At 43.9% G+C, this 24,775-nt stretch carries 26 protein-coding genes; 13 read left to right on the plus strand and 13 right to left on the minus strand.

The genetic code is table 11. The features are described from left to right. Nucleotides 1–52: 52 nt before the first annotated feature. Nucleotides 53–2,137, minus strand: coding sequence for an ATP-dependent zinc metalloprotease FtsH (gene ftsH, locus ACKI5J_RS11450; RefSeq protein WP_407429603.1), 2,085 nt, complete (start codon nt 2,135–2,137; stop codon nt 53–55). Between the two features lie 21 nt (nt 2,138–2,158). After that, nucleotides 2,159–2,533 (minus strand): ribosome silencing factor, encoded by a 375-nt coding sequence (gene rsfS / locus ACKI5J_RS11455; protein WP_407429605.1) that lies wholly within the window; start codon nt 2,531–2,533, stop codon nt 2,159–2,161. Nucleotides 2,534–2,574: 41 nt separating this feature from the next. Here rsfS and ACKI5J_RS11460 point away from each other — a divergent pair, with 41 nt between their 5' ends. The 3 genes from ACKI5J_RS11460 (at nt 2,575) to lpcA (ending at nt 4,977) form a co-directional block, all read left to right on the plus strand. Next, entirely contained in the window at nt 2,575–3,339 is a 765-nt protein-coding gene (locus tag ACKI5J_RS11460) for a biotin--[acetyl-CoA-carboxylase] ligase (protein WP_407429607.1), read from the plus strand. A gap of 69 nt (nt 3,340–3,408) precedes the next feature. After that, on the plus strand, nt 3,409–4,389 hold the full coding sequence (gene pfkA / locus ACKI5J_RS11465; RefSeq protein ID WP_407429609.1) for a 6-phosphofructokinase: 981 nt from the start codon (nt 3,409–3,411) through the stop codon (nt 4,387–4,389). 21 nt (nt 4,390–4,410) lie between these two features. Beyond that, nucleotides 4,411–4,977 carry a D-sedoheptulose 7-phosphate isomerase gene (gene lpcA / locus ACKI5J_RS11470; protein WP_407429611.1) on the plus strand — a complete coding sequence of 189 codons (567 nt, stop codon included), beginning with the start codon at nt 4,411–4,413 and terminating at the stop codon, nt 4,975–4,977. Here the strand turns inward: lpcA and ACKI5J_RS11475 are convergent. Then, nucleotides 4,937–6,334, minus strand: a complete 1,398-nt coding sequence (locus tag ACKI5J_RS11475; RefSeq protein WP_407429613.1) for a PAS domain S-box protein — start codon at nt 6,332–6,334, stop codon at nt 4,937–4,939. The two genes, lpcA and ACKI5J_RS11475, sit on opposite strands and share 41 nt — an antisense overlap. A gap of 243 nt (nt 6,335–6,577) precedes the next feature. Here ACKI5J_RS11475 and ACKI5J_RS11480 point away from each other — a divergent pair, with 243 nt between their 5' ends. The 4 genes from ACKI5J_RS11480 (at nt 6,578) to rplS (ending at nt 8,955) form a co-directional block, all read left to right on the plus strand. Further along, nucleotides 6,578–7,111 carry a 30S ribosomal protein S16 gene (locus tag ACKI5J_RS11480; protein WP_407429614.1) on the plus strand — a complete coding sequence of 178 codons (534 nt, stop codon included), beginning with the start codon at nt 6,578–6,580 and terminating at the stop codon, nt 7,109–7,111. Nucleotides 7,112–7,206: 95 nt separating this feature from the next. After that, on the plus strand, nt 7,207–7,731 hold the full coding sequence (gene rimM / locus ACKI5J_RS11485) for a ribosome maturation factor RimM (RefSeq protein WP_407429615.1): 525 nt from the start codon (nt 7,207–7,209) through the stop codon (nt 7,729–7,731). 5 nt (nt 7,732–7,736) lie between these two features. After that, a complete protein-coding gene (gene trmD, locus ACKI5J_RS11490) occupies nt 7,737–8,411 on the plus strand; it encodes a tRNA (guanosine(37)-N1)-methyltransferase TrmD (RefSeq protein WP_407429616.1) in 675 nt (224 codons plus the stop codon). A 190-nt stretch (nt 8,412–8,601) separates the two neighbouring features. Next, the gene (gene rplS / locus ACKI5J_RS11495; protein WP_106292572.1) at nt 8,602–8,955 is read left to right on the plus strand and encodes a 50S ribosomal protein L19; all 354 of its coding nucleotides are present in this window, start codon (nt 8,602–8,604) and stop codon (nt 8,953–8,955) included. A gap of 207 nt (nt 8,956–9,162) precedes the next feature. On the opposite strand, the gene ACKI5J_RS11500 is transcribed toward rplS, so the two are convergent. From ACKI5J_RS11500 to ACKI5J_RS11510, 3 genes are all read right to left on the minus strand, one after another. Continuing rightward, nucleotides 9,163–9,846, minus strand: a complete 684-nt coding sequence (locus ACKI5J_RS11500) for a phosphatidylserine decarboxylase family protein (RefSeq protein ID WP_407429617.1) — start codon at nt 9,844–9,846, stop codon at nt 9,163–9,165. Between the two features lie 39 nt (nt 9,847–9,885). Then, on the minus strand, nt 9,886–10,440 hold the full coding sequence (hpt, locus tag ACKI5J_RS11505) for a hypoxanthine phosphoribosyltransferase (protein ID WP_407429618.1): 555 nt from the start codon (nt 10,438–10,440) through the stop codon (nt 9,886–9,888). A 109-nt stretch (nt 10,441–10,549) separates the two neighbouring features. Next, on the minus strand, nt 10,550–12,688 hold the full coding sequence (locus ACKI5J_RS11510; protein WP_407429619.1) for a transglycosylase domain-containing protein: 2,139 nt from the start codon (nt 12,686–12,688) through the stop codon (nt 10,550–10,552). Nucleotides 12,689–12,824: 136 nt separating this feature from the next. On the opposite strand from ACKI5J_RS11510, the gene ACKI5J_RS11515 reads away from it, so the two are divergent. From ACKI5J_RS11515 to ACKI5J_RS11525, 3 genes are all read left to right on the plus strand, one after another. Further along, on the plus strand, nt 12,825–13,895 hold the full coding sequence (locus tag ACKI5J_RS11515) for an Mrp/NBP35 family ATP-binding protein (protein WP_407429620.1): 1,071 nt from the start codon (nt 12,825–12,827) through the stop codon (nt 13,893–13,895). Between the two features lie 36 nt (nt 13,896–13,931). After that, on the plus strand, nt 13,932–14,210 hold the full coding sequence (locus ACKI5J_RS11520) for a NifU family protein (protein WP_407429621.1): 279 nt from the start codon (nt 13,932–13,934) through the stop codon (nt 14,208–14,210). 107 nt (nt 14,211–14,317) lie between these two features. Beyond that, on the plus strand, nt 14,318–14,950 hold the full coding sequence (locus tag ACKI5J_RS11525; protein ID WP_407429622.1) for a hypothetical protein: 633 nt from the start codon (nt 14,318–14,320) through the stop codon (nt 14,948–14,950). 3 nt (nt 14,951–14,953) lie between these two features. Here the strand turns inward: ACKI5J_RS11525 and def are convergent, their stop codons facing one another. The 7 genes from def to ACKI5J_RS11560 form a co-directional block, all read right to left on the minus strand. Further along, nucleotides 14,954–15,523: a peptide deformylase gene (def, locus tag ACKI5J_RS11530; RefSeq protein ID WP_407429623.1), complete on the minus strand. Its 570-nt coding sequence runs from the start codon at nt 15,521–15,523 to the stop codon at nt 14,954–14,956. 17 nt (nt 15,524–15,540) lie between these two features. Continuing rightward, on the minus strand, nt 15,541–16,773 hold the full coding sequence (locus tag ACKI5J_RS11535) for a M16 family metallopeptidase (RefSeq protein ID WP_407429624.1): 1,233 nt from the start codon (nt 16,771–16,773) through the stop codon (nt 15,541–15,543). A gap of 30 nt (nt 16,774–16,803) precedes the next feature. Beyond that, a complete protein-coding gene (gene msrA / locus ACKI5J_RS11540) occupies nt 16,804–17,442 on the minus strand; it encodes a peptide-methionine (S)-S-oxide reductase MsrA (RefSeq protein WP_407429625.1) in 639 nt (212 codons plus the stop codon). A gap of 29 nt (nt 17,443–17,471) precedes the next feature. Further along, a complete protein-coding gene (locus ACKI5J_RS11545) occupies nt 17,472–19,010 on the minus strand; it encodes a YifB family Mg chelatase-like AAA ATPase (RefSeq protein ID WP_407429626.1) in 1,539 nt (512 codons plus the stop codon). 80 nt (nt 19,011–19,090) lie between these two features. Continuing rightward, the gene (locus ACKI5J_RS11550) at nt 19,091–19,573 is read right to left on the minus strand and encodes a gliding motility lipoprotein GldH (RefSeq protein ID WP_407429627.1); all 483 of its coding nucleotides are present in this window, start codon (nt 19,571–19,573) and stop codon (nt 19,091–19,093) included. Continuing rightward, a complete protein-coding gene (locus ACKI5J_RS11555) occupies nt 19,563–20,990 on the minus strand; it encodes a stage 0 sporulation family protein (RefSeq protein ID WP_407429628.1) in 1,428 nt (475 codons plus the stop codon). Before ACKI5J_RS11555 ends, ACKI5J_RS11550 begins: the two co-directional genes overlap by 11 nt. Beyond that, the gene (locus tag ACKI5J_RS11560; RefSeq protein ID WP_407429629.1) at nt 20,991–22,136 is read right to left on the minus strand and encodes an ATP-binding protein; all 1,146 of its coding nucleotides are present in this window, start codon (nt 22,134–22,136) and stop codon (nt 20,991–20,993) included. It abuts the gene before it with no gap. A gap of 53 nt (nt 22,137–22,189) precedes the next feature. Between ACKI5J_RS11560 and ruvX the strand changes: the two genes are divergently transcribed. From ruvX to nusA, 3 genes are all read left to right on the plus strand, one after another. Next, nucleotides 22,190–22,618, plus strand: a complete 429-nt coding sequence (gene ruvX / locus ACKI5J_RS11565; protein WP_407429630.1) for a Holliday junction resolvase RuvX — start codon at nt 22,190–22,192, stop codon at nt 22,616–22,618. Between the two features lie 367 nt (nt 22,619–22,985). After that, the gene (gene rimP, locus ACKI5J_RS11570) at nt 22,986–23,453 is read left to right on the plus strand and encodes a ribosome assembly cofactor RimP (RefSeq protein ID WP_407429631.1); all 468 of its coding nucleotides are present in this window, start codon (nt 22,986–22,988) and stop codon (nt 23,451–23,453) included. 2 nt (nt 23,454–23,455) lie between these two features. After that, the gene (gene nusA, locus ACKI5J_RS11575; RefSeq protein WP_407429632.1) at nt 23,456–24,691 is read left to right on the plus strand and encodes a transcription termination factor NusA; all 1,236 of its coding nucleotides are present in this window, start codon (nt 23,456–23,458) and stop codon (nt 24,689–24,691) included. The last annotated feature ends 84 nt before the right edge of the window (nt 24,692–24,775 follow it).

Raw genomic sequence — 24,775 nt, forward strand, 5'->3', positions numbered from 1 at the left:
ATATGCATTATCCTTTTGAAAAAAAAAGCTCCGTTTACCGGAGCTTTCATATTTAATTGTTTGATTCGTTCTTTTGGAGAGGTTCCGTAGAATCCCCGAAAGGTTCAGGGTGCAGGTTCTCCGCAGCCAGTTTCTGGTTGCCTGTATCATCGCCGTTAACGAACTCATCGTAAGTTGTCCGATGACTGAAAGGCCTTTTCCCAAGAATCTCCTCCAGGTCGCTTTGAAACAAAATCTCTTTCTCAAGAAGCTTGGCAGCAAGTTTTTCTAAGCCATCTCGTTTTTCAATTAACAAGCGTTTCGTACGATCGTAAGCTGACTTAATCAGAACCCGTACTTCCGAGTCAATTAACTCACCGGTCGTTTCCGAATAAGGCTTCGTAAACTGATCCTGCTGATTGAATGAGATGTTTCCAACTTTATCATTCATACCATATACAGACACCATCCCGTATGCCAGGTTTGTAATACGTTCCAGGTCGTTCTGAGCTCCGGTAGAGATCTTACCAAAAACAATATCCTCTGCAACTCGTCCACCAAGAGTCATGCACATACTGTCCGTTAACTGTTCAGTGGTATACAAAAATTGCTCTTTAGGAAGGTACTGTGCATACCCCAGTGCAGCTACTCCACGTGGAACAATCGACACTTTAACCAGAGGATCAGCATGTTCCAGGAACCAACCTGCTATAGCGTGCCCAGCTTCATGGTAAGCAACGATTTTCTTCTCCTCGGGAGAGATAATCTTATTCTTCTTCTCCAATCCGCCAATAACACGATCAATGGCGTCCTGGAAGTCATGCATGTCAACCGCCTCTTTGTTCCGACGGGCAGCTATCAAAGCAGCCTCATTACATACGTTGGCAATTTCAGCGCCGGCAAAACCAGGAGTCTGCGCAGACAACTTCTTAGGGTCAACCTCTTCTGCAAGTTTGATTGGTTGAAGATGAACTTTGAATATTTGTTCACGACCAACCAAATCTGGTTTGTCAATAGAAATTTGTCTGTCGAAACGTCCCGGGCGCAATAGTGCAGAGTCAAGAACATCTGGCCTGTTGGTTGCGGCAAGTATGATGATACCGGAGTCAGTACCAAAACCATCCATTTCCACCAACAACTGATTGAGCGTATTTTCCCGCTCATCGTTTCCTCCTACAATATTGTTTTTGCCTCTTGCACGTCCGATAGCATCAATCTCATCGATGAATATGATGCAGGGAGCTTTATCTTTTGCCTGCTTAAACAAATCCCTCACCCTGGAAGCTCCGACACCTACAAACATCTCGACAAAGTCAGATCCTGAAAGTGAAAAGAAAGGTACCTGTGCCTCACCTGCGACGGCTTTAGCTAACAAAGTCTTTCCAGTTCCCGGCGAACCGACCAGCAGTGCTCCCTTTGGAATCTTTCCTCCCAAATTGGTATATTTTTTAGGATTCTTAAGGAAATCTACAATTTCCATTACCTCAAGCTTGGCTTCTTCAAGTCCCGCTACGTCATTGAACGTTACAGATACCTGCGCTTCTTTGTCGAAAAGAGTAGCCTTAGACTTTCCAATATTGAAGATCTGGCCTCCCGCACCACCACCGGCTCCGCCGCCCATTCTGCGCATAATAAACACCCAGAATCCAATAAGCAACAGCACAGGAAGGATAATTGACATAAACCAGCTCGCCCAGAAATTTTCGCGTGTATCAAAAGTTACAGGTGTGCGCTGATTTGCTGGCAGATCTTTCTCGGCCTCTTTTATTTTAGCCTCCAACCCGTCAAATGATCCGTCAGTGAATTGGAATTGAGGACCAGCAGCGTTGCCCATGTTCAAGTTGTCTTCTGTGCGGACATCTTTGTATTTAGGATCCTTCAGCCTGTCTTTTTTGATATACACCTCAGCAACTACTAAATCATTGCTTTTATAGGCGACAATCTTTTCTACGTCTCCCGGCCGCAGATATTCGGTTTCGAATTGCTGATAGGTGATCTTTTTTATAGTCTGGTTATTGAAAAACCATTGCACTACAAAAAGGAGCAGAATAATTCCCGCATACACCCACATGATATTGAATCTTGGAGGTTTGGGAACCATCTTCTTCCCTGTTTTCTTGATAAACCCTTTTTTATTATCGGTATTTACGTCTTTCATTATCAGTTTTATTTAACTTTTTTATGCACTCTGGTAGTGCATCGTTTCAGCATCGCCCCACAGGTCTTCAATACCGTAATACTCACGTTTATCTGTTTTGAAGACGTGGATAACGACATCAACATAGTCAAGAAGGATCCACTCTGCAAATTCGAGACCCTCTACTCTGGCAGGCCATTCGCCTGTAGCCTTGTGGACCTCTTCTTCAATGCTCCTGGTAATTGCCCGGATCTGAGTGGTAGATTCTGCATGGCAGATAACGAAATAATCTGCTACAGAACTATGAATATTTCTTAAATCCAGCCTTACAATCTCGTTTCCTTTTTTTTCCTGAATTCCATATATGGCTAATTCAGAAATGTAAGCGGATTCATTACGTCCTTGGTTTTTTATCATTAAAAAAAATTATGTTTGGCTAAAATTAGTCAATTAACGCTTTGCAAAATAAAACATTTTCAGGATTATTTGTCGGTCAAAATATTGTCTCATTAAAGCGCGTTGATTCAACAAATGATTATCTTAAAAAACAAGTGGCAAATTCCAAGCCATTGCCCGAAGGAACTGTTATATTGGCAGAAGACCAATTCGCAGGCCGGGGCCAGTTTAACAACAACTGGGTGAGCCAGCCAGGTAAAAATTTAACATTCAGCATTCTCTTATCTCCCACTTTCTTACCGCTTTCGCAGCAGTTTTCTCTTAATATAGCCATAAGTTTAGCTATTAACGATGCTTTATGTTCTTTTATTGGATCAGAATGTAAGATTAAGTGGCCAAATGATATTTTTTTCCATGATCAAAAACTCGGAGGTGTGCTGATTGAGAATATTGTGCGCGGTGCAAACTGGAAGTACTCCATAGTCGGAATCGGCTTGAACGTCAATCAGACCAGCTTCCCTGGCAGTATCAAAAATATTACGTCCACTGCGCTCATAACCAAGAGAGAATTGGTTCTTAACGATGTATTAACGCACCTTTGCACCGCTATTGAAAAGAGATTCGGTCAGTTGAAGAATGGCGAGCTGGTTCTACAACGCGAGGAGTACACAACCAAGCTATACCGTCTGAATACTCTTGCTGCATTCGAACGGGAAGGAGTACGCTTTGATGCTGAAATTACAGGAGTTACAGAGGCCGGGCTGCTCGAACTTAAAACCAAGGATGGGTTAAGGTGCTTTGGATTGAAGGAGCTTAAGTATATTTGAGCGATATTTATATAAAATTTTACATCGCCTGAATTGGTTTAAACTTTCAGCGGAATTTTAGAGACTACAATGGACAAGAATACAATAAAAAATATCGGGGTCTTCACCTCAGGAGGTGATGCACCAGGAATGAATGCGGCGATCCGCTCAGTTGTAAGAACATCCCTTTATTATGATATCCAGGTTACGGGTATTATGAGAGGTTTCGAAGGCCTTATCGGCGGCGAGTTTATTCCCATGAACCGGAAGTCGGTGGCGAATATCATTCAACGCGGAGGTACCATCCTTAAAACGGCCAGAAGTGATTCTTTCTATACGAAAGAAGGAAGACAAAAGGCTTATGATAACCTGAAGAAAAACAATATTGATGCTCTGGTAGCTATTGGCGGAGAGGGTACTTTTACAGGAGCGAATATATTTGGTAAGGAGTTTGATATTCCCGTTATCGGAATGCCTGGAACGATCGACAATGACCTCATTGGCACCGATTTTACAATCGGATATGACACAGCTATTAATACTGTTATTGATGCAGTAGACAAAATCAGAGATACTGCCGAATCGCATGACAGGCTATTCATCGTTGAAGTTATGGGAAAAGACTCAGGCCTGATCGCTTTAAGAAGTGGTATCGGCGTTGGTGCCGAAGCCATTCTTATTCCCGAGTCGCGTACTGATGTCGATCAGTTATTTAAAAGACTGGCCAGTGGTCGTAAAGACAAGTCATCAAAAATCATAATTGTAGCAGAGGGAGACGAGATTGGCGGTTTCGAAATTACCGAGTTAATCAAGGAAAAATTTCCTAACTACGATACGAGACTTTCTATCCTCGGACACATTCAACGCGGGGGAAGGCCTAGTTGTATGGACAGGGTTCTGGCCAGCCGCCTCGGAGTAGCAGCAGTTGAAGCCCTTCTGAACGGGCAAAAAAGTATGATGGTTGGTTTAGTTAATCATAACATTCATTATACACCATTTTACAATGCAGTAAAACATCTTTCAGAAGCAGACCCACGACTTCTGAAGATTGTAAACATACTTTCATTGTAACACCTAACTTCCGGATATTAAATGGGATCAGTTAAACAGCACTTTCTAGGAGCTCATGCGGTGCTAAGCACTTTTCTAGGCGATGAATCGAACTTTGAGAAAATTGAAGCTGCAGGACGTTTGCTTTCCGAAGCCTTTGCTTCTGGGAACAAGGTCTTGTCTTGCGGCAATGGAGGCTCCATGTCTGACGCCATGCACTTCGCTGAAGAGCTGAGCGGACGTTACCGAGATGATCGAAAAGCCCTGGCAGCCCTGTCTATATCTGATCCCTCCCATATATCTTGTGTCGCCAATGACTATGGCTATGCGCATGTTTTTTCCCGCATGATCGAAGCAATCGGAAACCGGAATGATGTTTTACTGGCGATCAGTACAAGCGGAAATTCCGAAAACGTACTAAAAGCGATCGTCGCGGCTAAAGATCGTGGAATGAAAATCATCGGACTGACAGGAAAAGATGGTGGACAGATGGCTGCGCTTTGCGATGTCGAGATCAGGGCTCCCTGGTCAGAATACGCTGATCATGCCCAGGAAATCCATATAAAAGTCATTCATTCCCTGATCGACTTTGTGGAGAGACATCTGTAAGGTCATTTTCCTGCTGAAGCAGATAACTTTTATCTACGATCTTGTGAAGGATATCATCCAACTGAGTGGCCAGGGTCCTTACATGATTAATGATGTCAGCATTGAAGGGATCATCAGGTTGCGATTCATTGAACAGGGGTACGATTCCCATCAGAGATGCTACCGGTCCTCTGATGTCATGAGAAGCAAGTTCAACTATCTGACGTAGTTCTTCGTTTTGCTTTTGCGCACGAATCGCCTCATTCAAAGCATCCTGAATGTCACGGCCCTGGCTTACAACGCCGATGATCTTATCGTCATGATATATAGGATTCATCTTAATCTCATAGGTGTTTTTTAGTCCAATCACGCTCGTATTAAATACGATTACTTCTCCGGCCAGAGTTTTGTCGTAAAGAGTCTTCCATTTTTTGATCTGTTCGGGGTCCAGGGCCTCCAGCAAAATGGAGTCCCCTGCCGAAAGTTCCAGATTATAACTTGCTTTAATCTGCCTTTTAAAAACCGTGTTCATTGAAAGGATTCGGTATTCGGAGTCGACAGACCAGATTAGATTATTGATGTTATTGATAGACGCATCCAGGTTGGTTTTAGCAATGATCACTTCCTCGCGTGCCCTCATCATTTCCGTCACATTATGCACCATGATGATCTCACATTCCCGGCCATTGTAAACGATACCGTGTCCTGATATAATCACATCCAGAAGCTTTCCGTTTTTCGTACGATGTTTCCAGCCTTTAGTGCGACTGTGCACTCCTTTAACCCCGACAATAGATGAAAGCAGTCTGGGCACTTCTTCTTCCGGCCTGATCTCGGTGATTTTCATAGAAAGAAACTCTTCTTCCGTAAATCCATACTCAGAAATAGCAGCGTTATTCACAGCCATAAAAGCAAGGGTCTCCCGGTCATAAATCCATAAAGGATTAGGATTGTTGAGGAAAAGATACCGGTACGTATATTCGGAGTCTTTCAGAACGAGCTCCGCATGTTTTTTATCCGTAATATCTGTGGTGATTCCTACGACGGCGAAAAGCTTACCTCCCGAGTCGAAAACAGGCGACTTACGATCGCTTACCCACCTTATCTGCCCGTTGACGACGATTCGAAATTCCAGTTCCACACTCTCACCATGATATAGCCGCTGTGTTTCCCTGTTCACAAAAGCATAGTCTTCAGGATGTACTGTAGTTCTCCATTTAAAGGGCTCAGCCAGCAATTGATCCGGAGAAGCGCCGTACATTTCATTGAATCGCCGGTTTGCATAAATGTATTGTTGCTTGATCAGATCAAAGCTCCAGATTGCATCTCTTAAGTTATCAAGGACTGTTGTCAAGGTTTCCAATGCTCGCCGATCCATGCCGCTGTTATTAAGTCCTGAAATTTCTATTTCTAAATGGTCTATATTTGTTTATTCACACACAAGGAGCTATCAAAGTTAATCGCAGCCTATAGTATTTGGTTAGTCTTCTTTAGTTATCACTTCTTGTTGCCTAAAAAACAGCCCAATATGTTTTAAATGTAACTAAATATCACTACATTTGCGACCCCGCAGAAGGATACTCCGGGAACTATGTTGTATACATAAATATAAATTAAAAAAATGGCAACTAAAATTAGATTGCAAAGACACGGTAAAAAAGGTAAGCCTTTTTACTATGTAGTAGTAGCAGATGCACGTGCACCAAGAGATGGTCGTTTCATTGAGCGTTTAGGTTCTTACAACCCGAACACCAATCCAGCGACAATCGATCTGAACTTTGATAAAGCATTGGACTGGATGGACAAAGGTGCTCAGCCAACCGATACTGTTCGTACACTTCTTTCAGATAAAGGTGTCCTTTACATGAAACATCTCAACGGTGGTGTAAAGAAAGGCGCGTTGACTGCTGAACAAGCTGAAGCTAAATTTAACGAGTGGGTTCAGAGCAAAGAAGATAAAGCTCTTGGAAAGAAAGAGAACTTCAACCAAACTAAAGATGCTGCTAAAAAAGCCGCTTTAGCTGCTGAAGCGAAGAAAAAGGAAGAAAGAGCTGCTGCAATCGCTGCAAAGAACACTCCTCCAGCAGAAGAAGTTGCAGAAGAAGTTGCTTCTGAAGAGGCTGCGTCAGAAGAAACTTCAGAAAACGCTGAATAGTTTTTCTTACAAAAACATCAAATGTCATTTTGGCAGATTGAGTTCCCTGATTCAGGCAATTCTTTTTGTTGAAATGACATTTTTATTTCAAGGCTATGACGTTAGAAGAAAGCTTTTACATCGGATATATTACTAAAACTAAAGGGCTTAAGGGCGAAGTGCAGGTGTACTTTGAATTCGACGATTATGAAGATCTCGAATTAGATTCGGTGTTCATCGAAATCAATAAGAAGCTTATCCCATTTTTTTCTGCCTCCTACAAGCTGCATTCAAACTCCACCGGCTATTTCTACTTCGAAGACATTGATGTCATTGAAAAGGCAGAAAAGTTACTCAAGAAGAAACTCTATCTGCCTCTTTCAAAGAAACCTGAAAGATCAGATGACGAGTTTTATTACACAGACCTCAAGGGGTATATTGCTCACGACGAGAAGCTGGGAGAACTTGGAGAAATCATGGAGGTTCATGAATATCCGCAGCAGTTCATCGCAGTGGTATCTTACAAGTTCCGAGAGATCATGTTCCCGCTTAATGACGATATGATTGTATCAATTGACGAGGAAGAATCAAACTTACATGTAAGGCTGCCCGACGGGCTTTTGGACGTATATTTAGCTTAGTAACTATGCGATTTGATATAATATCAGTACTTCCCGGTTTATTGGATAGTCCTTTTGCCCATTCCATTTTGCAAAGGGCCCAAAAGAAAGGTATAGTCGAAATCCAGGTGCATAACCTGAGAGACTATTCGAGCAATAAGCATAAGAATGTGGACGACTACCCTTACGGGGGGGGAAGCGGAATGGTGATGTCGATTGAGCCGTTTGCGGCATGTATCGAAAAGCTGCAGTCGGAACGTCAATATGACGAAGTTATCTTTATGACTCCTGACGGAGAAACCCTCAGCCAGACCATAGCCAACCAGCTCTCTCTCGGCGAGAACGTGATGATTCTTTGTGGTCACTACAAAGGAATCGATCAAAGAATTCGCGATCTCTACGTAACCAAAGAGATTTCCATAGGAGACTATGTCTTGTCCGGCGGAGAACTTCCCGCCGCTGTCCTGGTAGATTCTATCGTTCGGCTTATTCCGGGAGTACTGTCTGATGAAACGTCCGCTCTCTCAGATTCATTTCAGGGTGAACTCCTTGACGCACCTGTTTATACCCGGCCAGCCGAATGGAGAGGTATCCGGGTGCCCGAAATTCTCTTAAGTGGTGACCAGGCGAAGATCAACAATTGGCGGCATGAGAAGGCTCTGGAGCGCACTAAGCAGCGTCGCCCTGACCTTTTAGAATAAAAAGGTCGTTGTAAAACTGAAACATCTTACGTTCAGTGATATACTATTCGATGGAATAGGTAAAGAATGATTTGAATAATTTGCAATTATTTGAAAATCATTCTTTCAAATGTTAATTATTATGCCTAATATTGCACTCCGAAAAAAGGGGCGGATATTAAGGTTTAATGCCGTTTTAATAAATAAAATCATGGATTTAGTAAAATTTGTTGAAGAGCAGGCTGTAGCCAGGAAAGAAGTGCCTGCATTCAAATCTGGCGATACAGTAAGCGTTCACTATAAAATCCGCGAAGGAAACAAAGAGCGTATCCAGATCTACCAGGGAGTTGTTCTTCAGCGCAATAGTGTTGGAAATAACGAAACCTTTACTGTAAGAAAAATGTCTAATGGTGTTGGTGTTGAGCGTATTTTCCCAATTAACTCACCTAACATTGCCAAAATAGAGGTTCACAACGTTGGTAAAGTTCGCAGAGCCAAATTGTTCTACCTACGTGCGTTAACTGGTAAAGCTGCCAGAATCAAATCTAAGAGAGTTACCAAGTAATTCTTCTTCGGTTAAAGAAATTCATATCCTGTTCATTCCCATGAACGGGATTTTTTATGTCCCTGTATTGGGGGAATGCTTTAGGGTAACGTATACAGCGTGTACGGGCGTATAAAAGAAAAGGCTCCAAGGAATGTTATTACACCATTCCTTGAAGCCTTTTCTGTATGTTCAATCAATTGCCGGGATATAGTTTTCCCGATAAGCTTAACTTTCTTTTACTTCAACGGCTTTTGTGACGTCAGCAAGGACAGTAACGCCGCCTGTAACCACCTGGCCCAGGGCAACCTTAACATCTGTTCCAATGGGCATATAAACGTCCACACGCGAACCAAACTTGATGAATCCAAACTGTTCGCCCTGCTGAACCTGATCACCTTCTTTTATATACCAAACAATTCTTCTGGCCAATGCTCCGGCAATCTGCCTGAAGAGTATTTCGATGCCATTTTCATGTTCAACAACGACGGTTGTCCGCTCATTGTCTGTAGACGACTTAGGATCCCATGCCACCAGATATTTGCCTGGATGATATTTAAAGTATTTTACAATTCCTGAAATCGGATTGCGGTTGACATGCACGTTTATAGGCGACATGAAGATAGAGACCTGTAGGCGGCGGTCCTTGAAGTATTCACCTTCTTCCGTCTCTTCTATAACAACAACTTTGCCGTCGGCAGGACATATTATATGTTCTGTATTTAAAACCGTCTTCCGTGTTGGGTGCCTGAAAAACTGAAGCACCGTAATAAAGATTAGAAAAGAAACGATATAGATAATCCACTTGACTACACTTTGATCCGGCCAGTAATAGTGAGCAACGGCGTTCATTATAAAGATCAGCAAAATGGAAAGCGCTATTGACGTATAGCCTTCTTTGTGGATTGTCATTTAAAATAAATTTTAACCGCAAATATGCTAAAAATGTTATTAAGTTTCCGAGGGAACGGAAATTGCCCGGTAGATATCCTTCAAATTCCGGCCCAGTCCTTTATAATCAAGGCCATAGCCCACAACAAATTCATTAGCGATCTCGAAACCGACATAGGCAATCTCATCAAATTCTTTCTGGAGCGAGTCTGGTTTAATAAGAAGCGTGCATACGGCCACTGATGCAGGGTTCTGTTCTTTAACCTGGGCAAGAAGGTATGAAAGTGTTATGCCTGTATCTACAATGTCTTCCACAATGATAACATCTCTGCCTTTAAGGTCTATCTCCAACCCGATCATCTTTTTTACAGTTCCCGAAGTCGATTCGCCACCATGATAGGAGGCAAGCTTTACAAATGCTACTTCAACCGGGATGCTCACCTCCTTCATCAGGTCGGCCATGAACAGGAAACTTCCGTTCAGTACAGCGATCACAACAGGCAACCGGTTATCGTAGTCTACGTTCATTTGAATGGCCAGGAGGCGTGTGCGCTTCCTTATCTGCTCATACTCCAGGAAGCAGGTAAATTCTTTATCTTCAATTTCAATTTTCATCTGGCTATTCGTTAGTTTTCAATAGGTTAACAAAGGCGCCTTCCATGCTCCGCATATTGCCGGCAGCCCGGTGGCATACACCCTAATCATTTTACGTTCCTAAAGGTATTTAGTTACTTGCTTCTTTCTCTTTCCGCTTCAGATCCCGCCTTAACCTTCTTTTCTCGGCACGCGTCAAAGTGGTGTCCCTGGCTATTTCCTTTGTTCTTTCTGAAATCGATTTTACAGTATCCACTTTCTGGATCTTGAAAATATCCCTGAGCAGATCTCCCCCATCCATATCGTCTTCTGCCTCAAAAAGTGAATCCACTTCCATGGTATCCACGACCGGTGCTGCAGGACGAAGTGCTTCTCGTACCCTTACACCATAAAATCCGTATGCATTGGTATCACGCGATGTGTATCCACGCTGTGCCATCAGATTGCCGATAAGTTTAAAATAACCTCGTAAACTCGTTCGCAAACCACCGTCATGCGTAAAATAATAGAGTGACGACTTAGGCTTCGGAACTATGCTCGCCAGGTAGATCCCTTCTCCTAATGTCAGTTCAGATGGGTGCTTATTGAAATAATACCGTGCAGCTTCACCTATACCGTACACATTACGTCCCCATTCGATGATATTCAGGTAGACTTCAAACATTCGCTTCTTGGTCGATACGCGGTTGTTCTCAATCAACCATACAATTAACATCTCCTCAATCTTGCGGGCAAGCGTCTTCTGCCTGATCAGGAAGACGTTTTTCACCAGCTGCATAGATATGGTGCTTCCGCCCCTTTTGAAGGCTTTTTCTTTAAAGTTGGTAGCAATAGACCGTTTTATTGACATCTCAACAAAGCCGTTATGAGAATAAAAGGATGGGTCCTCAGCAGTCAATAATGCATTACGTAAATTAGGTGATATCTGCTCGATAGGTGTATAGTCTGGATTTTCGGGACCAACAATGATATCTCGCATCGGTTTGCCATACTCATAAGGTGTATAAACAAACGGAGCGTTGATTTTTGCAAGATTGGTTTTACCCCATTTTACAATCCTGAAGCCTGACGGATTCATTGATGAACTAAATTGAACACTGTCTGGCCGGCGGGTATCCAGAAAAAAGCTCATTTCATACCGAAGCTTACCCTCCACCTGAATGCCTTCAAGCGACTCAAACAGGCCGATAGGAAAGGAGTTAAACAATTCCTGAGCATCCATATCGCCTGTTTTTAGCTTAAGAGCGTAAGACTTGTTCTTGCCCATCGTGTACTTGATGTAAGGATTTGCCTGAATATTCTTCAGATGAATCACTGAGGAACTGTCAATAGCAAGAAAGTCTTTCCCGATCAGAATGTCTGCATCAATGGAACCGCTTGGGAGTATGATGTCATTAGCCGCAATCCTCGGATGATTGATCAGCAGATTGCTGATTGCCCATGAACCGTAAATATGAAACTCATCACCCTTCTTCCGTGTGTTCTTTAGCTGCGTATATACAGTATCAAAGTTGATCTTCCCCCCCAGCTTTTTCTCGAGCATTGGCAACTCCACTTTCTTGTTATCAGCATACAGCTTTATATCCAGTTTCTTATCATCAGCATCCACGTTTCCGTCGATGTGCCAGACGGACTCATCACCGTTAACCAAAATGGTCGATTTAAGTTCTCCGCTCTCAATAACGGCTGAAGTTGTATGAAAGCTCAGCTCCTCTTCATCCCTGATGATCGTAAGTTTGAAGTCTTTTACGTCCATTTCATCAGGAATCTTATACAGAAGCTGGTTGAGCAGGTTATTCGCCAGTTCCGCATAATCCGCTTTGCCTTTATCAGTAGAGCTGGGTTTTTTCTTCTTGAACAGGAAATCGTAATTACGTACTGTATCCCGCTTGATAAGATGGATATATGCTTTGTTCACCCGGAGCCCGAGCAGCTTTATGTCGCCGAATAACAGGGGCATAAGTTTAACCCCCACATGCAGATCCTGAACGGAGAGGAGGCTGTCCCGGTTTTCTGGTACGATGGAAATGTCCGAGAAAGCGATTGTCCGCAGCCCTTCAAATCTCGGATTATTGATGTTCAAATTTAAGTTATAGTCCCTTTTCGCTTTGGCTTTCGCCTTAGCAACCATCTGCTTCAGCAAACTTTCCCGCTTTGAATATGCAATAAAACCGAGGATTCCGGCAATTACCAGTAAGATCAGCAGAACAATACCCGAAATTTTTAAGTACTTTTTATAGTTCGTAGGAATACGCATGTATCCGGACATATTTAATTATTAGACGCATAAAGGAAACGCTAATCGGAAAAGATTAGTTTCCAAAGTGTAAATATCTGTAAAAACATAAAGAAACAGGCAGTTAAGCGGGTAGGTTTCATTAATTTTGTTTTTTAATATTCATCAGATGATTACAAAGGAAAAGGTATTACATGCCTTAAGCCATGTTGAAGAACCGGATCTCAAAAAAGACCTGGTAACCCTCAACATGATTGAAGATATAATTATAGAAGGTGACCATGTTACATTTACGGTTATACTCACCACACCAGCATGTCCGCTAAAAGGCTTGATTGAGAACGCTTGTCGCAATGCCATCGCTCACTTTATTAGTCCCAACGCTAAAGTCGACGTAAAGATGACATCCCGTGTAACCACTCAAAAGAACCAGCCCCTTAATAACATCAGTAACATCATCGTTGTAGCGTCAGGTAAAGGCGGTGTTGGTAAATCAACTGTATCAGCCAATATAGCTCTTGGATTAGCTAAGAAGGGTGCCAGAGTCGGTTTAATTGATGCGGATATCTACGGCCCTTCCATCCCGATCATGTTCGGAGTAGAAGATGCCAAGCCGGAGGCCATCCAGACTCCCGAGGGCAAGACCCGTATTCAGCCAATAGAGAAGTTTGGGATCAAACTGCTCTCTATCGGGTTCTTTACCGATCCCGAACAGCCCATTCCATGGAGAGGACCAATGGCTTCAAACGCTGTCAAACAGCTATTCAATGACGCTGATTGGGGGGATTTGGATTATCTAGTAGTAGACCTTCCTCCGGGAACTGGCGATATACACATCACTTTGACGCAGACCTATCCGGTAGCAGGAGCAGTGATCGTAACTACCCCACAGAAAGTTGCTTTGGCAGATACTAAAAAAGGCATCGGTATGTTCATGATGAATGCCATCAATGTTCCGGTTCTTGGAATTGTTGAGAATATGTCCTATTTCACGCCTGCTGAGCTTCCTGAGAATAAATATTATATTTTTGGGAAAGGCGGAGGCAGATCGCTGGCTGAGAAGTTTAATGTACCGTTCCTGGGAGAGATTCCCCTGGTGCAAGCCATCAGTGAGGCGGGAGACGGTGGCGAACCCGTGATATTGCAGGACGAAAACCCGATGTCAGCGGCATTCATGAGTGTTGCGGAGCGGGTTGCCCAGCAGGTTGCTATCCATAATGCCAAGCCGGCTTCTGTATAATTGGAGATTATTGTGTAATTTTATAAAAAGATTATTATGGATTTGTTGCAAAGAGTGGAAAGTGCGTTAGATAGCATTCGGCCGTACCTGGAAGCAGACGGTGGCAATGTGTCGGTGGAAGAAATAACTCCTGAAAATATAGTTAAAGTCAGATTGCTGGGCGCATGCGGATCTTGTCCCATGAGCGTGATGACGATGAAAGCAGGGATTGAACAGGCCATCAAAAGGTCAGTTCCTGAAATTGAGGGAATTGAGGCCATTAACCTCACGGATATGGACGACCCCAATGCAGTTATGCCGAATGTAGCACAATAAAAACAGCTAACATACCCAAAAAAGCGAATCATGTAACATGTTTCGCTTTTTTGGCTTTTAACAGATTTTAACTAAATAATAGCACAATTATTGATAGGTTTACGTCGATGAGAATAGTTATCACAGCATTGATCATGATATTTGCAACTGGTTTTGCACAGGCTCAGGAAAAGCCGCTTGTGCAATTTTCAGGGATAATATATAATGTCGACTCAAACGTTGTGGTGCCTTACGTTACCGTTACCAATAAAAATAAAAACAACAAAACGGTATCAGCCAATTTTCAGGGATACTTCTCTTTCGTAGCCGCTCAGGGCGACACCATCCTATTTAGTTCAGTTGGTTATCGCCGGGAGGCTCTCGTCATTCCAGACATGGAAGGTGAAAAAAGCTATACCGTAGTTGTTAAAATGAAACCAATTGTTGTCAACCTCCCGATGGTATCCGTACTGCCGTGGGCCAGTGTCGACGAATTTACCAAGGAGTTCATGTCTATGAAGTTCGCAGATGATGATCTCGAAATCGCTAAAAAGAATGTGGCAAGATCTTCGTTGCTGGCCATGGCGCGCGACCTGCCGAGAGACGGACAGGAGATGAGGGGAGTTAATTTCCAGAACAACCATATTGCCCTGACCAACAAGGCAATAAATCAGCGGATGGCTAATCCGCTTTTAAATCCCTTCGCCTGGGGTTCCTTTATTCAACAAATTATCAACGGAGATAAAAGTAAGAGCAATTAATCTTTACTTCTTCTTGCCCTTGTTAGCCTGAGGGAACTTCATCTTGTAATCTACGTTTACAGCCCCTTTCTTAATAGCCTCAAATTTGCTTTTTAGCATAGCTCTTCTAAGCGGGCTCAATTTATCAGTAAACAATTTACCTTCAATGTGATCGTATTCATGTTGGATCACACGGGCAGCCATACCATCAAACGTCTCTTCATGCTGTACCCAGTTTTCGTCATAGTAAGAAACTACTATGGTATCAAGCCTTCTTACGTCTTCTCTGATGTCTGGTATGCTCAGGCAGCCTTCATTGAAATCCCATAATACACCCTTTTCTTCCAGAATGCGGGCATTTATAAATACCTTTTTAAAATTCTCATATCCAGGCTCATCTTTGTCTGAAAGATCAATAACAAACAACCGGATAGCCAGACCCACCTGTGGCGCAGCCAGGCCCACACCGCTCGCATTGTACATCGTATCGAACATGTTCGAAATAAGTGTTTGCAGCTCAGGGTACTCAGCAGAGATGTCTTCCGCCTTCTTCCTTAAGATAGGATCACCGTATGCTACTATTGGTAACTTCATACTATAAATTTAATAAATTATTCAGCCTCATTCGGCACAAAAGTAAGCGTGCTGATGCTGGCCGGATCAAAAATCTCGTTTGCTATATCCCGAACCGAGGAGGGAGTGATAGCGTTAATCCTTGCGAAAATCTCCTCCAGGGACTCTGCGCGGCTATGGTCGATCAAACTCTTGCACATACCGATGATTAGACCCATTCTGTTGTCCTCACCCAATGCAATCTGACCGTTTATCTTCTTCTTTGCCCTGTCCAGCGTAATATCGCTCATCTTATTCTCCCTTAAGAGCCTAAGTTGTTTATGCACCAGCTTCAACGCGCGATCAGACTTTTCAGCATCAGTACCAAAGTAGATGGAAAAGATTCCGCTGTCGCACATCGGCGTAAAATTGGATTCAATGGTATAGGCGATACCATATTTCTCCCGGATGGTTAGGTTCAGTATAGAACTCATGCCATTTCCTCCCAGAATATTGTTCAACAGGAGAAGCCCCGTTTTCTTTTCGTCGTATATAGAATAAGCCTGATTCCCGATTACGCAATGCGTCTGCGAAATGGCCTTGTCCACTGAACGTGTTACCGGAGTATACTGCGGTGCAGTTCTGACAGGCTTATTCAGGTTGGCTGGTATCTTCTCAAAGATAGACGTAAAAAGTCTGCTGATCTCTTTCGAAGTATAGCTTCCGTTAACGCCGATGACGATTTCTTCAGTGTTATAATTCGCTGCAAGGAAGGAAAATATATCCTGCTGCTCAAAAGCCATCACCGATTCAGGTGTACCAAGGATGTTCCGCCCCAGAGCATGACCAGAGAAAAGAAGGTCTTCAAAGTCGTCCTGAATCGCTTCTTCAGGCTGATCTTGATAGGATGCTATTTCGTCGAGAACAACGCCTTTCTCTTTGTCCATCTCCTTTACAGGAAACTGTGAGTGAAAGACCAGGTCTTCAAACAGATCAAGTGCCTTCCTCAGGTAAGGATTTAAGATAGAGGCATGGATGCAAGTATACTCCTTAGTGGTATAAGCATTCAAATCCCCTCCTACCGCTTCAAGGTAGTTCAGAATCTGACTGGTACTTCTTCTTTCCGTCTTCTTGAACAGCAGGTGTTCGATGAAATGTGCCAGGCCATCCTTGCCTTCAGGCTCATCTCTGGAACCTGTATTAATAACAATGCAGGCATGTGATACAGAAGAAGTTGATGGCTTAAATAATAACCGAATGCCGTTAGGCAGTGTGAAGACCTCGTAATCCATTTAAAAGGCAAAGGTAAGAAAATAAAATGCCTAGTTTTTCATTTTGAGCTTGCAGGCTCTCTGAAACTTGTCAAATCTGGGTAAGGAAACGGCTCTCACGTATGAATTATAGGGGTTCTCGGTGGTGTAGTTCTGATGATACTCTTCAGCACGATAAAAGGCATTGAGCGGCGCTACCTCTGTTACGATAGGCATCTCAAACTTTGGAGTCCATTTCTTAATCGCCTCAGTAGCCAGCTTTTCCTGCTCCTTATCCACGTAAAAAATGGCTGAGCGATAAGAAGGCCCTTCATCTGGCCCTTGTCTGTTTAAGGTGGTAGGATCATGAGAACTAAAAAATGCCTCCAGCAACTGCTCATAGCTGATCACTTCAGGATTATAATACACCAATATGGTTTCTGCATGCCCCGTCGTTTCTGTGCATACTTCCTCGTACGTTGGATTCTTGGTATGTCCGCCGGCATAGCCCGACACCGCAGAATCTACCCCTGCGAGCTCCTCAAAGATATGTTCAGAGCACCAGAAACAGCCCTCAGCAAATGCTGCGATAGATTTGCCCTTATCCGACTTCACGTTTATTTCCTTGGTTCCCTTCTGCTGCCCGGATAAATTACATGCTAAAAGCACGCTCATCCCCAATCCCGCAACCACCACTTTAATGCTGTTCATGTTTCAATAACGTAAACAGCCTCAAAACATTATCCTGCCCAGCCGTCGCGGTCCAGACTCCGGTAATGTATCGCTTCTGCCAGATGTTCGATGCGGATCTCTTCAGAATCTGCCAGGTCAGCAACAGTCCGCGATACCTTCAGAATGCGGTCGTAAGCACGGGCCGATAGTCCCAGTTTTTCCATCGCCTTTTTCAACAGCATTTGTCCCGCCTCGTTAATACAGCAAACATCACGAACTGCCTTGGAGCTCATCTGTGCATTGCAATAAACGTCTTTGCTTGCGCTGAAGCGTTCACTTTGCCGTTCACGTGCTTTAATCACGCGGGCCCGTATATCGGCACTGCTTTCCGACTTGCCTGCAGAAGCCAATTCTGTGAAGTTGACCGGGGTTACTTCTACGTGAAGATCGATGCGGTCGAGCAACGGACCCGATACCTTGCTTAAGTATTTTTGAACAGCACCTGGGGGGCAGCTGCAGTCTTTTTCCGGGTGGTTATAAAAGCCACAAGGACAAGGGTTCATGGAAGCAATGAGCATAAAGCTCGCGGGATAATCCACAGAAAGCCTGGCCCGCGATACCGTCACTCTCCGTTCCTCCAGGGGCTGACGCATCACTTCAAGTACCGAGCGCTTAAACTCAGGCAGCTCGTCGAGGAAAAGTACGCCGTTATGAGAAAGCGATATTTCCCCTGGCTGTGGAGAGGCTCCGCCTCCCACAAGGGCCACATCACTTATCGTATGATGTGGAGAGCGAAACGGTCTGGCCGTCATCAGTGAATCCGCCGCGGCCAACTTTCCTGCTACGGAGTGGATCTTAGTGGTCTCCAATGCTTCTTGTAAATTAAGCGGTGGCAGGATACTCGGCAATCTTTTTGCCAGCATAGTTTTGCCAGAACCCGGCGGACCAATCAAAATAGCATTATGTCCTCCTGCAGCTGCAATCTCCAGTGCCCGTTTGATGTTCTCCTGACCTTTTACATCGGAGAAGTCTGTCGGATAGTTGGAAATGTTTGAATAGAATTCCGCACGGGTGTCAACCATCGTAGGCCTGACCTCTGTCGTTCCCTTGAAGAAATCCAGAACCTCTGTCAGCGTCCGAACGCCTAAAACATCAATATCATTAACGATCGCCGCTTCCCGAGCGTTCAATACCGGAACGATAAGCCCTTTGAATCCCTCCTTCCTCGCCTGAATGGATACCGGAAGCGCCCCCTTAACAGCCTGTATTGTACCATCCAGCGATAATTCGCCCAGTATCATATATTGACTGATCTGCGTTGCATCGATTTGCTCCGAAGCACAAAGAATTGCCACGGCAATGGCCAGATCAAACGAAGACCCCTCCTTGCGTATGTCTGCGGGGGCCATATTTACCAAAATTTTTTGTCTGGGCATGCGGTATCCGGAGTTGCAAATAGCACTTTCTATGCGGAGCAGGCTTTCCCTAACCGCCGTATCGGGCAAGCCAACGATATAGTACCGCGTACCGCTCGTAATATTTACTTCAATAGTGATGGTTGTTGCCTCTATTCCAAAGACAGCACTTGAAAAGGTTTTGATAGGCATTGGTTAACTGGATATACCTGTAAATCTACACTCTTGTTTCTGGACGAAAAGTGACAGGTATCACAATGGTAGAGAATGTTTTAATTCTCCTGTACCGGTTCTACCCGCAGACCTACGTCTGTTATCTCGGGCAGCGGGTTATCTCGCATATTCTGTTCAATCTCGAAGATGTAACTGCCCTTAGCTGGGAATTTATACCCCTTACGGAACAAAATCTGATAAGAATAGAAATTGCCCGCTCCGCTACCCAGCCATTCGCCGTCAGGATAAGCAAGCTTAAATTCTTTGCGTTCCGTTATCGTTTCGTAGCCTGTAGCCGACTGATGAATCAGCACAAATATGTTGGAATACTTATAATCGGCAGTATGGCGCAGGTTAAGATACAGGTTGTACGATTTATCAGGGTCTTCAATAATGACAGGAATTCTCACCTTGCCTGCATAAGACCAGGAACGATTGTCGATGGGTAAATTCACATCGACAATCGCAGTCTCATTGCAACTCTGCAGGCCTATACAAAGCAAAAGTATTGCGGTAAATAAATGCCGGTACTTATTCTGCATTAGGTTTAGGCTTGTTGCTATTCTTGTTCCTCCGGAAATGACGGTTTCCATTAGGTTTTTTGTTTGCAGATTCTGCACCTTCGCCTTGCGCATCAGCTTTCTGCTCTCTCTTCTGCTTGTTTGCAGCATGAACAGCCGCGTTCTGTTCCCTCTTTTGGTTATTGGCAGCCTGAGGCGCAGCATTCTGTTCTTTTCTTTGATTATTGCCAGCAGGTCTCGCCGGCTTTGCCGCCGGAGCGGGAGCCGCGACAGCAACCGCAGCACCATCCTGTTTAGGTCTGCTCTTGCCACTGCGCTTCTTCTTCTTTTTATTATTCTGACGCTCGTCTAGCCGGGTAATACTATCCTGCCCAACAACGTTTTCATAATCCAGGATCTTCGTAGGTTGTACCGGTTCTAGTTCAGCCGCTTCATCCTTCAGGTCTTCAGGCTTGATGCCTTCCTTGTTCAATTTCTGGATTTCCTTAACCCTCGAAATCTCAATAGGAATCCAGTTTTCCTGATTTGGATAACTAAACCACATAAGCTTTCTGAAAATGTCAGTCTTTTGAAGACGAGCCATACCAATAACCGTCTCCAGGCGATCCACATCATCCGGAATATCTTTCAGCGCATCCATATACGTGTCAAGCTCGTAGTTCAGGCAACACTTCAGCTTACCACACTGTCCAGCCAGTTTCAGCGTATTTAAAGAAAGATTTTGATACCTTGCTGCTGACGTAGAAACCGTTTTAAAGTCGGTAAGCCAGGTACTGCAGCATAATTCGCGGCCGCATGATCCTAATCCGCCCAATCTGCTGGCTTCCTGCCTCATCCCGATTTGGCGCATTTCAATACGGATACGGAAACTTTCCGCCATTTTCTTGATAAGCTCACGGAAATCCACACGCCCTTCAGCGGTATAGTAAAAAGTTGCCTTGGTTTTATCACCCTGATAATCCACGTCGCTGATCTTCATAGATAAGCCCAGGTTTAAGGCAAGAGTACGTGCTTTATGCATCGTCTCCCATTCCATATCCTTTGCCGCTTTCCATTTATCGACATCAGCAGGTGTCGCTCTTCTGATCACCTTTCTGGTAATATCATCCAGTTTCTGATGCTTCTTTTTAATCTGCATCCTGACCAGCTCGCCGGTAAGCGAAACATGGCCGATGTCATATCCGCCTGTTGTGGTTTCCACAACTACCAGGTCGCCCATCTCCAGGTACGCATGCTCATGATTAATGTAAAAATCTTTGCGCGATCCCTTGAACTTAACCTCAATGACATTAAAAGGCTTATAGTTAGTTGGAAGGTCCATATGGGCCAACCAATCGTAAACATCTAATTTGCTGCATCCACCAGTAAGGCACGAGCCATTACTTTTGCAGCCTGCCGGCGTACAGCCGCCGCCGGTCGAACATGATCCACATCCCATTTATTGATATATATAGTGAGTCCCCTTGGGGAGCGTATTAAACTTCAGAATTCTTGTAAATTGCAAAGATACGTCTAAAAATAAAATTTTAGGGTTTGCATTGCGCTCAATATGATAATGTGCCTTTTCGATCTCCGAAATAAGGGCCTCCGTTTTGTTTAAATCTACAGACCGGCTAAACTTGACGACAAATTCTTTTTCATTCTCCGGAAGGTGAATCAGGTTTTCAGCACCCGAAAGTACCATCATTACCTCCCTCAGCAGCTTGGACCCGTAACGCAGAAAGTTCTTCTGGTTTTCGCGGCCCCATTTCGATGCTGCTTCAGAAAATTCGATCAGCTGCAGTCCCTTGTTGCCGAAACTGTTTCTCAGCCATTCCGTGAATTTGCCGAATGTATTATCGCTTTCCTCACGGCTGAGCTGGATGGCCATCTGGATATTTCCCTCACTCAGGTAAGAAATGCGGGCAGCCTGTAATGAAGGCACATGAATTTTATCGATGAGGTGCTGTTTCACTTCTTCATCTTTCAGCCGGTTGATCTTCAGTAGCTGAGTTCTCGAAAGAATAGTATTCAGGATCTGATCCTGATTTTGAGCCACAAGAAGAAAAAGTGTCTTCTGAGGAGGTTCTTCGATAATCTTCAGCAGTGTATTTCCCTCCTTGTCCAGGTATTCAGGCAACCACATGATCAGCACCTTGTATTCTGACTCAAACGGTTTCATGCTAAGCTTTCGGATAATCTGGTGGCACTCCGCGATATTGATGTTGGCCTGTTTGTTATCAGCATCCAGCTGAAGGCGCCATTCATCCAAATTTAAGTATGGGTTTTTCAGAAACGCCTCTCTCCACTCTTCGATGAAGGTAAGGGCGGTGTCATCCCTGTGCTTGGCAAAGAAAGGATAGGAGAAATGAAGATCCGGGTGTATCAGACGGTTGTATTTTCGGCATGACGAGCACTCGCCACAACTGTCTTCCTTATTGCGGTTTTCACAGGAGATATACTGTGCATAGGCCAGAGCAAGGGCAAGACTTCCTGAGCCTTCGGGGCCAAGAAACAAGCGTGCGTGACTGATCCTTTGCTCAGTAACGGTCTGAATCAATTGACGCTTAATGTCTTTCTGTCCTACAATTTCACTAAACAGCATCGTGCAAATTAAGAAATAGATAGCAAATATGAGAATATGAATAGCTTTGCGCAATGGCCAGAGTTATAGCATTTGATTACGGTACCAAGAGAATAGGAATTGCCGTGACTGATCCATTGCAGATCATAGCAACCGGATTAACTACCGTTCATCCCAAGGATGTCGTCGAGTTTCTGAAAAACTACATGCAGACCGAGCAGGTAGAACTCTTCATTGTAGGCGAGCCCCGGCAAATGGACGGTACGGCTTCGCAGTCTGCGCCTCATGTAAAAGGCTTTATCACCATTCTGAAGAAGGCCTTCCCGGGGATTCCAGTTGAGAAGATCGATGAACGCTTCACATCTAAAATGGCCTCAGCGGCTATATCCCAGAGCGGATTAAAGAAAGTTGACCGGCAAAACAAGGCTTTGGTCGATACGGTGGCGGCTACCATCATACTTCAGTCATGGATGGAACGAAGAGGATTTCTGGGTTTGTACTGATCGCACGCTGAACAAAAGAGAGCCACCCCATCCTTCTATCATCCTTCTATCAACGCCCTATCAACTACGTACCAACTACGTACCAGCTTCGTACCAGCTTCGAGAAAATGCGAACAAAGTCCGAGTCTGATACGGCGCTGTTTTGAAGCTAGTCCCTGCCTGCCCAAACGGAGTCCGGGAGGAGTACAGGCTAAGTATCCTTCTGGTTCATGCCCTCACGATACCAGATCCGTATTGGGTCAGGTTCAAAACTCATTAGTAATAAAGCATTTGTAACATTCCTATTTGCAAAATCTATAAATATTACTATATTTGCATAAATCGAAAGAGGGGGCAGTACGTCCCCTCTTTTCTTTTACCGGTAGTTATGAATGTAGAGCAAAGGGTACGAGAATTAGTTGAAGAAAAAATAGCCGACCGCCCGGAACTCTTTATAGTGGATATAAAGATGCACCCGAACGGCAGGTTGGTTATTCTGATGGACGGAGATAACGGCATCGGAATAGCAGATTGTGCAGCGATAAGCAGAACTGTAGGGTTTCACCTGGAAGAGGAAAATGTAATTGAGCAGGCTTACCATCTTGAAGTATCATCTCCAGGTTTGGATTATCCGCTTAGTACAAGGAGACAGTATCAGAAAAATGTTGGTCGCAGTTTGTCGGTCAAACTTGCAGATGTGCCAAATAAAAGAGAAGGTAAGCTTCTTGAAGTGCAGGAAGAAGGGATTTTAATAGAAGAAAGCATAAAGGAAAAAGGAAAGAAGGCGGTTTTGGAACAGAACCTCATTCCCTTTGACCAGATAACAGAAACAAAGGTTTTAATTTCATTTAAGTAGAAATGAGCAATATCAATTTAATTGATTCTTTTCAGGAATTTAAAGAATTTAAGAACATTGACCGTCCTACCGTCATCAGTGTGTTGGAAGAAGTGTTCAGGAGTATGATCCGTAAAAAGTACGGAACAGATGAGAACTGTGACGTGATTGTGAATCCCGATAACGGTGACCTTGAAATCTGGAGAACCCGTACCGTGATGGAAGACGGTTTTTCAGAAGATGACGACCTGGAAATTGAGTTGGCTGACGCACATAAGATCGATCCTGATCTGGAGGTTGGAGACGACTTTATCGAGCAAATTCAGCTGGAGACGTTTGGTCGCCGGGCTATTCTCGCTGCCAGACAAACGCTGGTTTCGAAAGTGCTTGAGTTGGAAAAGGATGAGATCTTCCGTAAGTACAAAGACCGCGTTGGCGAGATTGTAACCGGTGAGGTTTATCAGGTATGGAAGAAAGAGACCCTTGTGCTGGATGACGAAGGGAATGAGTTATTGCTTCCTAAAACAGAGCAGATCCCTGCGGATTATTATAAGAAAGGTGATACAGTAAGAGCTGTAGTGTTGAAGGTGGATATGATGAATACCAATCCAAAGATCATCATTTCCCGTACTGCTCCTGAGTTCCTTCAGCGTTTGTTTGAACTGGAAGTTCCTGAAATCTTCGACGGTCTGATCACCATCAAGAAGATTGTTCGCGAGCCAGGAGAAAGAGCAAAAGTTGCTGTTGAATCTTACGACGATCGTATCGATCCGGTTGGTGCCTGCGTAGGTATGAAGGGATCCCGTATACATGGTATTGTAAGAGAGTTGAAAAATGAAAACATTGATGTGATTAACTTCACTAATAATGCGTCATTATACATTCAGCGTGCATTAAGTCCGGCTAAGATCACTACGATCAAGTTAGACGAAGCGGATAAACGTGCGGCTGTATATCTGAAACCTGACCAGGTTTCTCTGGCAATCGGACGTGGCGGGCACAATATCAAATTAGCCGGTAAACTTACTGGTTATGAGATTGATGTGTATCGTGAAGCTGACGCTGATGACGAGGATGTGGATCTGGAAGAATTCTCAGATGAAATAGATGGCTGGATTATTGATGAGTTCAAAAGAGTGGGACTTGATACAGCAAAATCAGTACTTGAATTGAGTGTTGAAGAGCTGGTTAAGCGTACTGATTTGGAAGATAGCACAGTAAAAGAAGTGTTAAGTATATTAAGAGCGGAATTTGAATAAGATAAGACTGAATTCGGGTTCCTTCTATTAAATACGGGATAAATGTCGTATTTTTGTTAAAATTTTTAGTGAGGTAATTTTTTT

The sequence above is a fragment of the Arcticibacter sp. genome (assembly GCF_045629565.1).
Taxonomy (GTDB): domain Bacteria; phylum Bacteroidota; class Bacteroidia; order Sphingobacteriales; family Sphingobacteriaceae; genus Arcticibacter.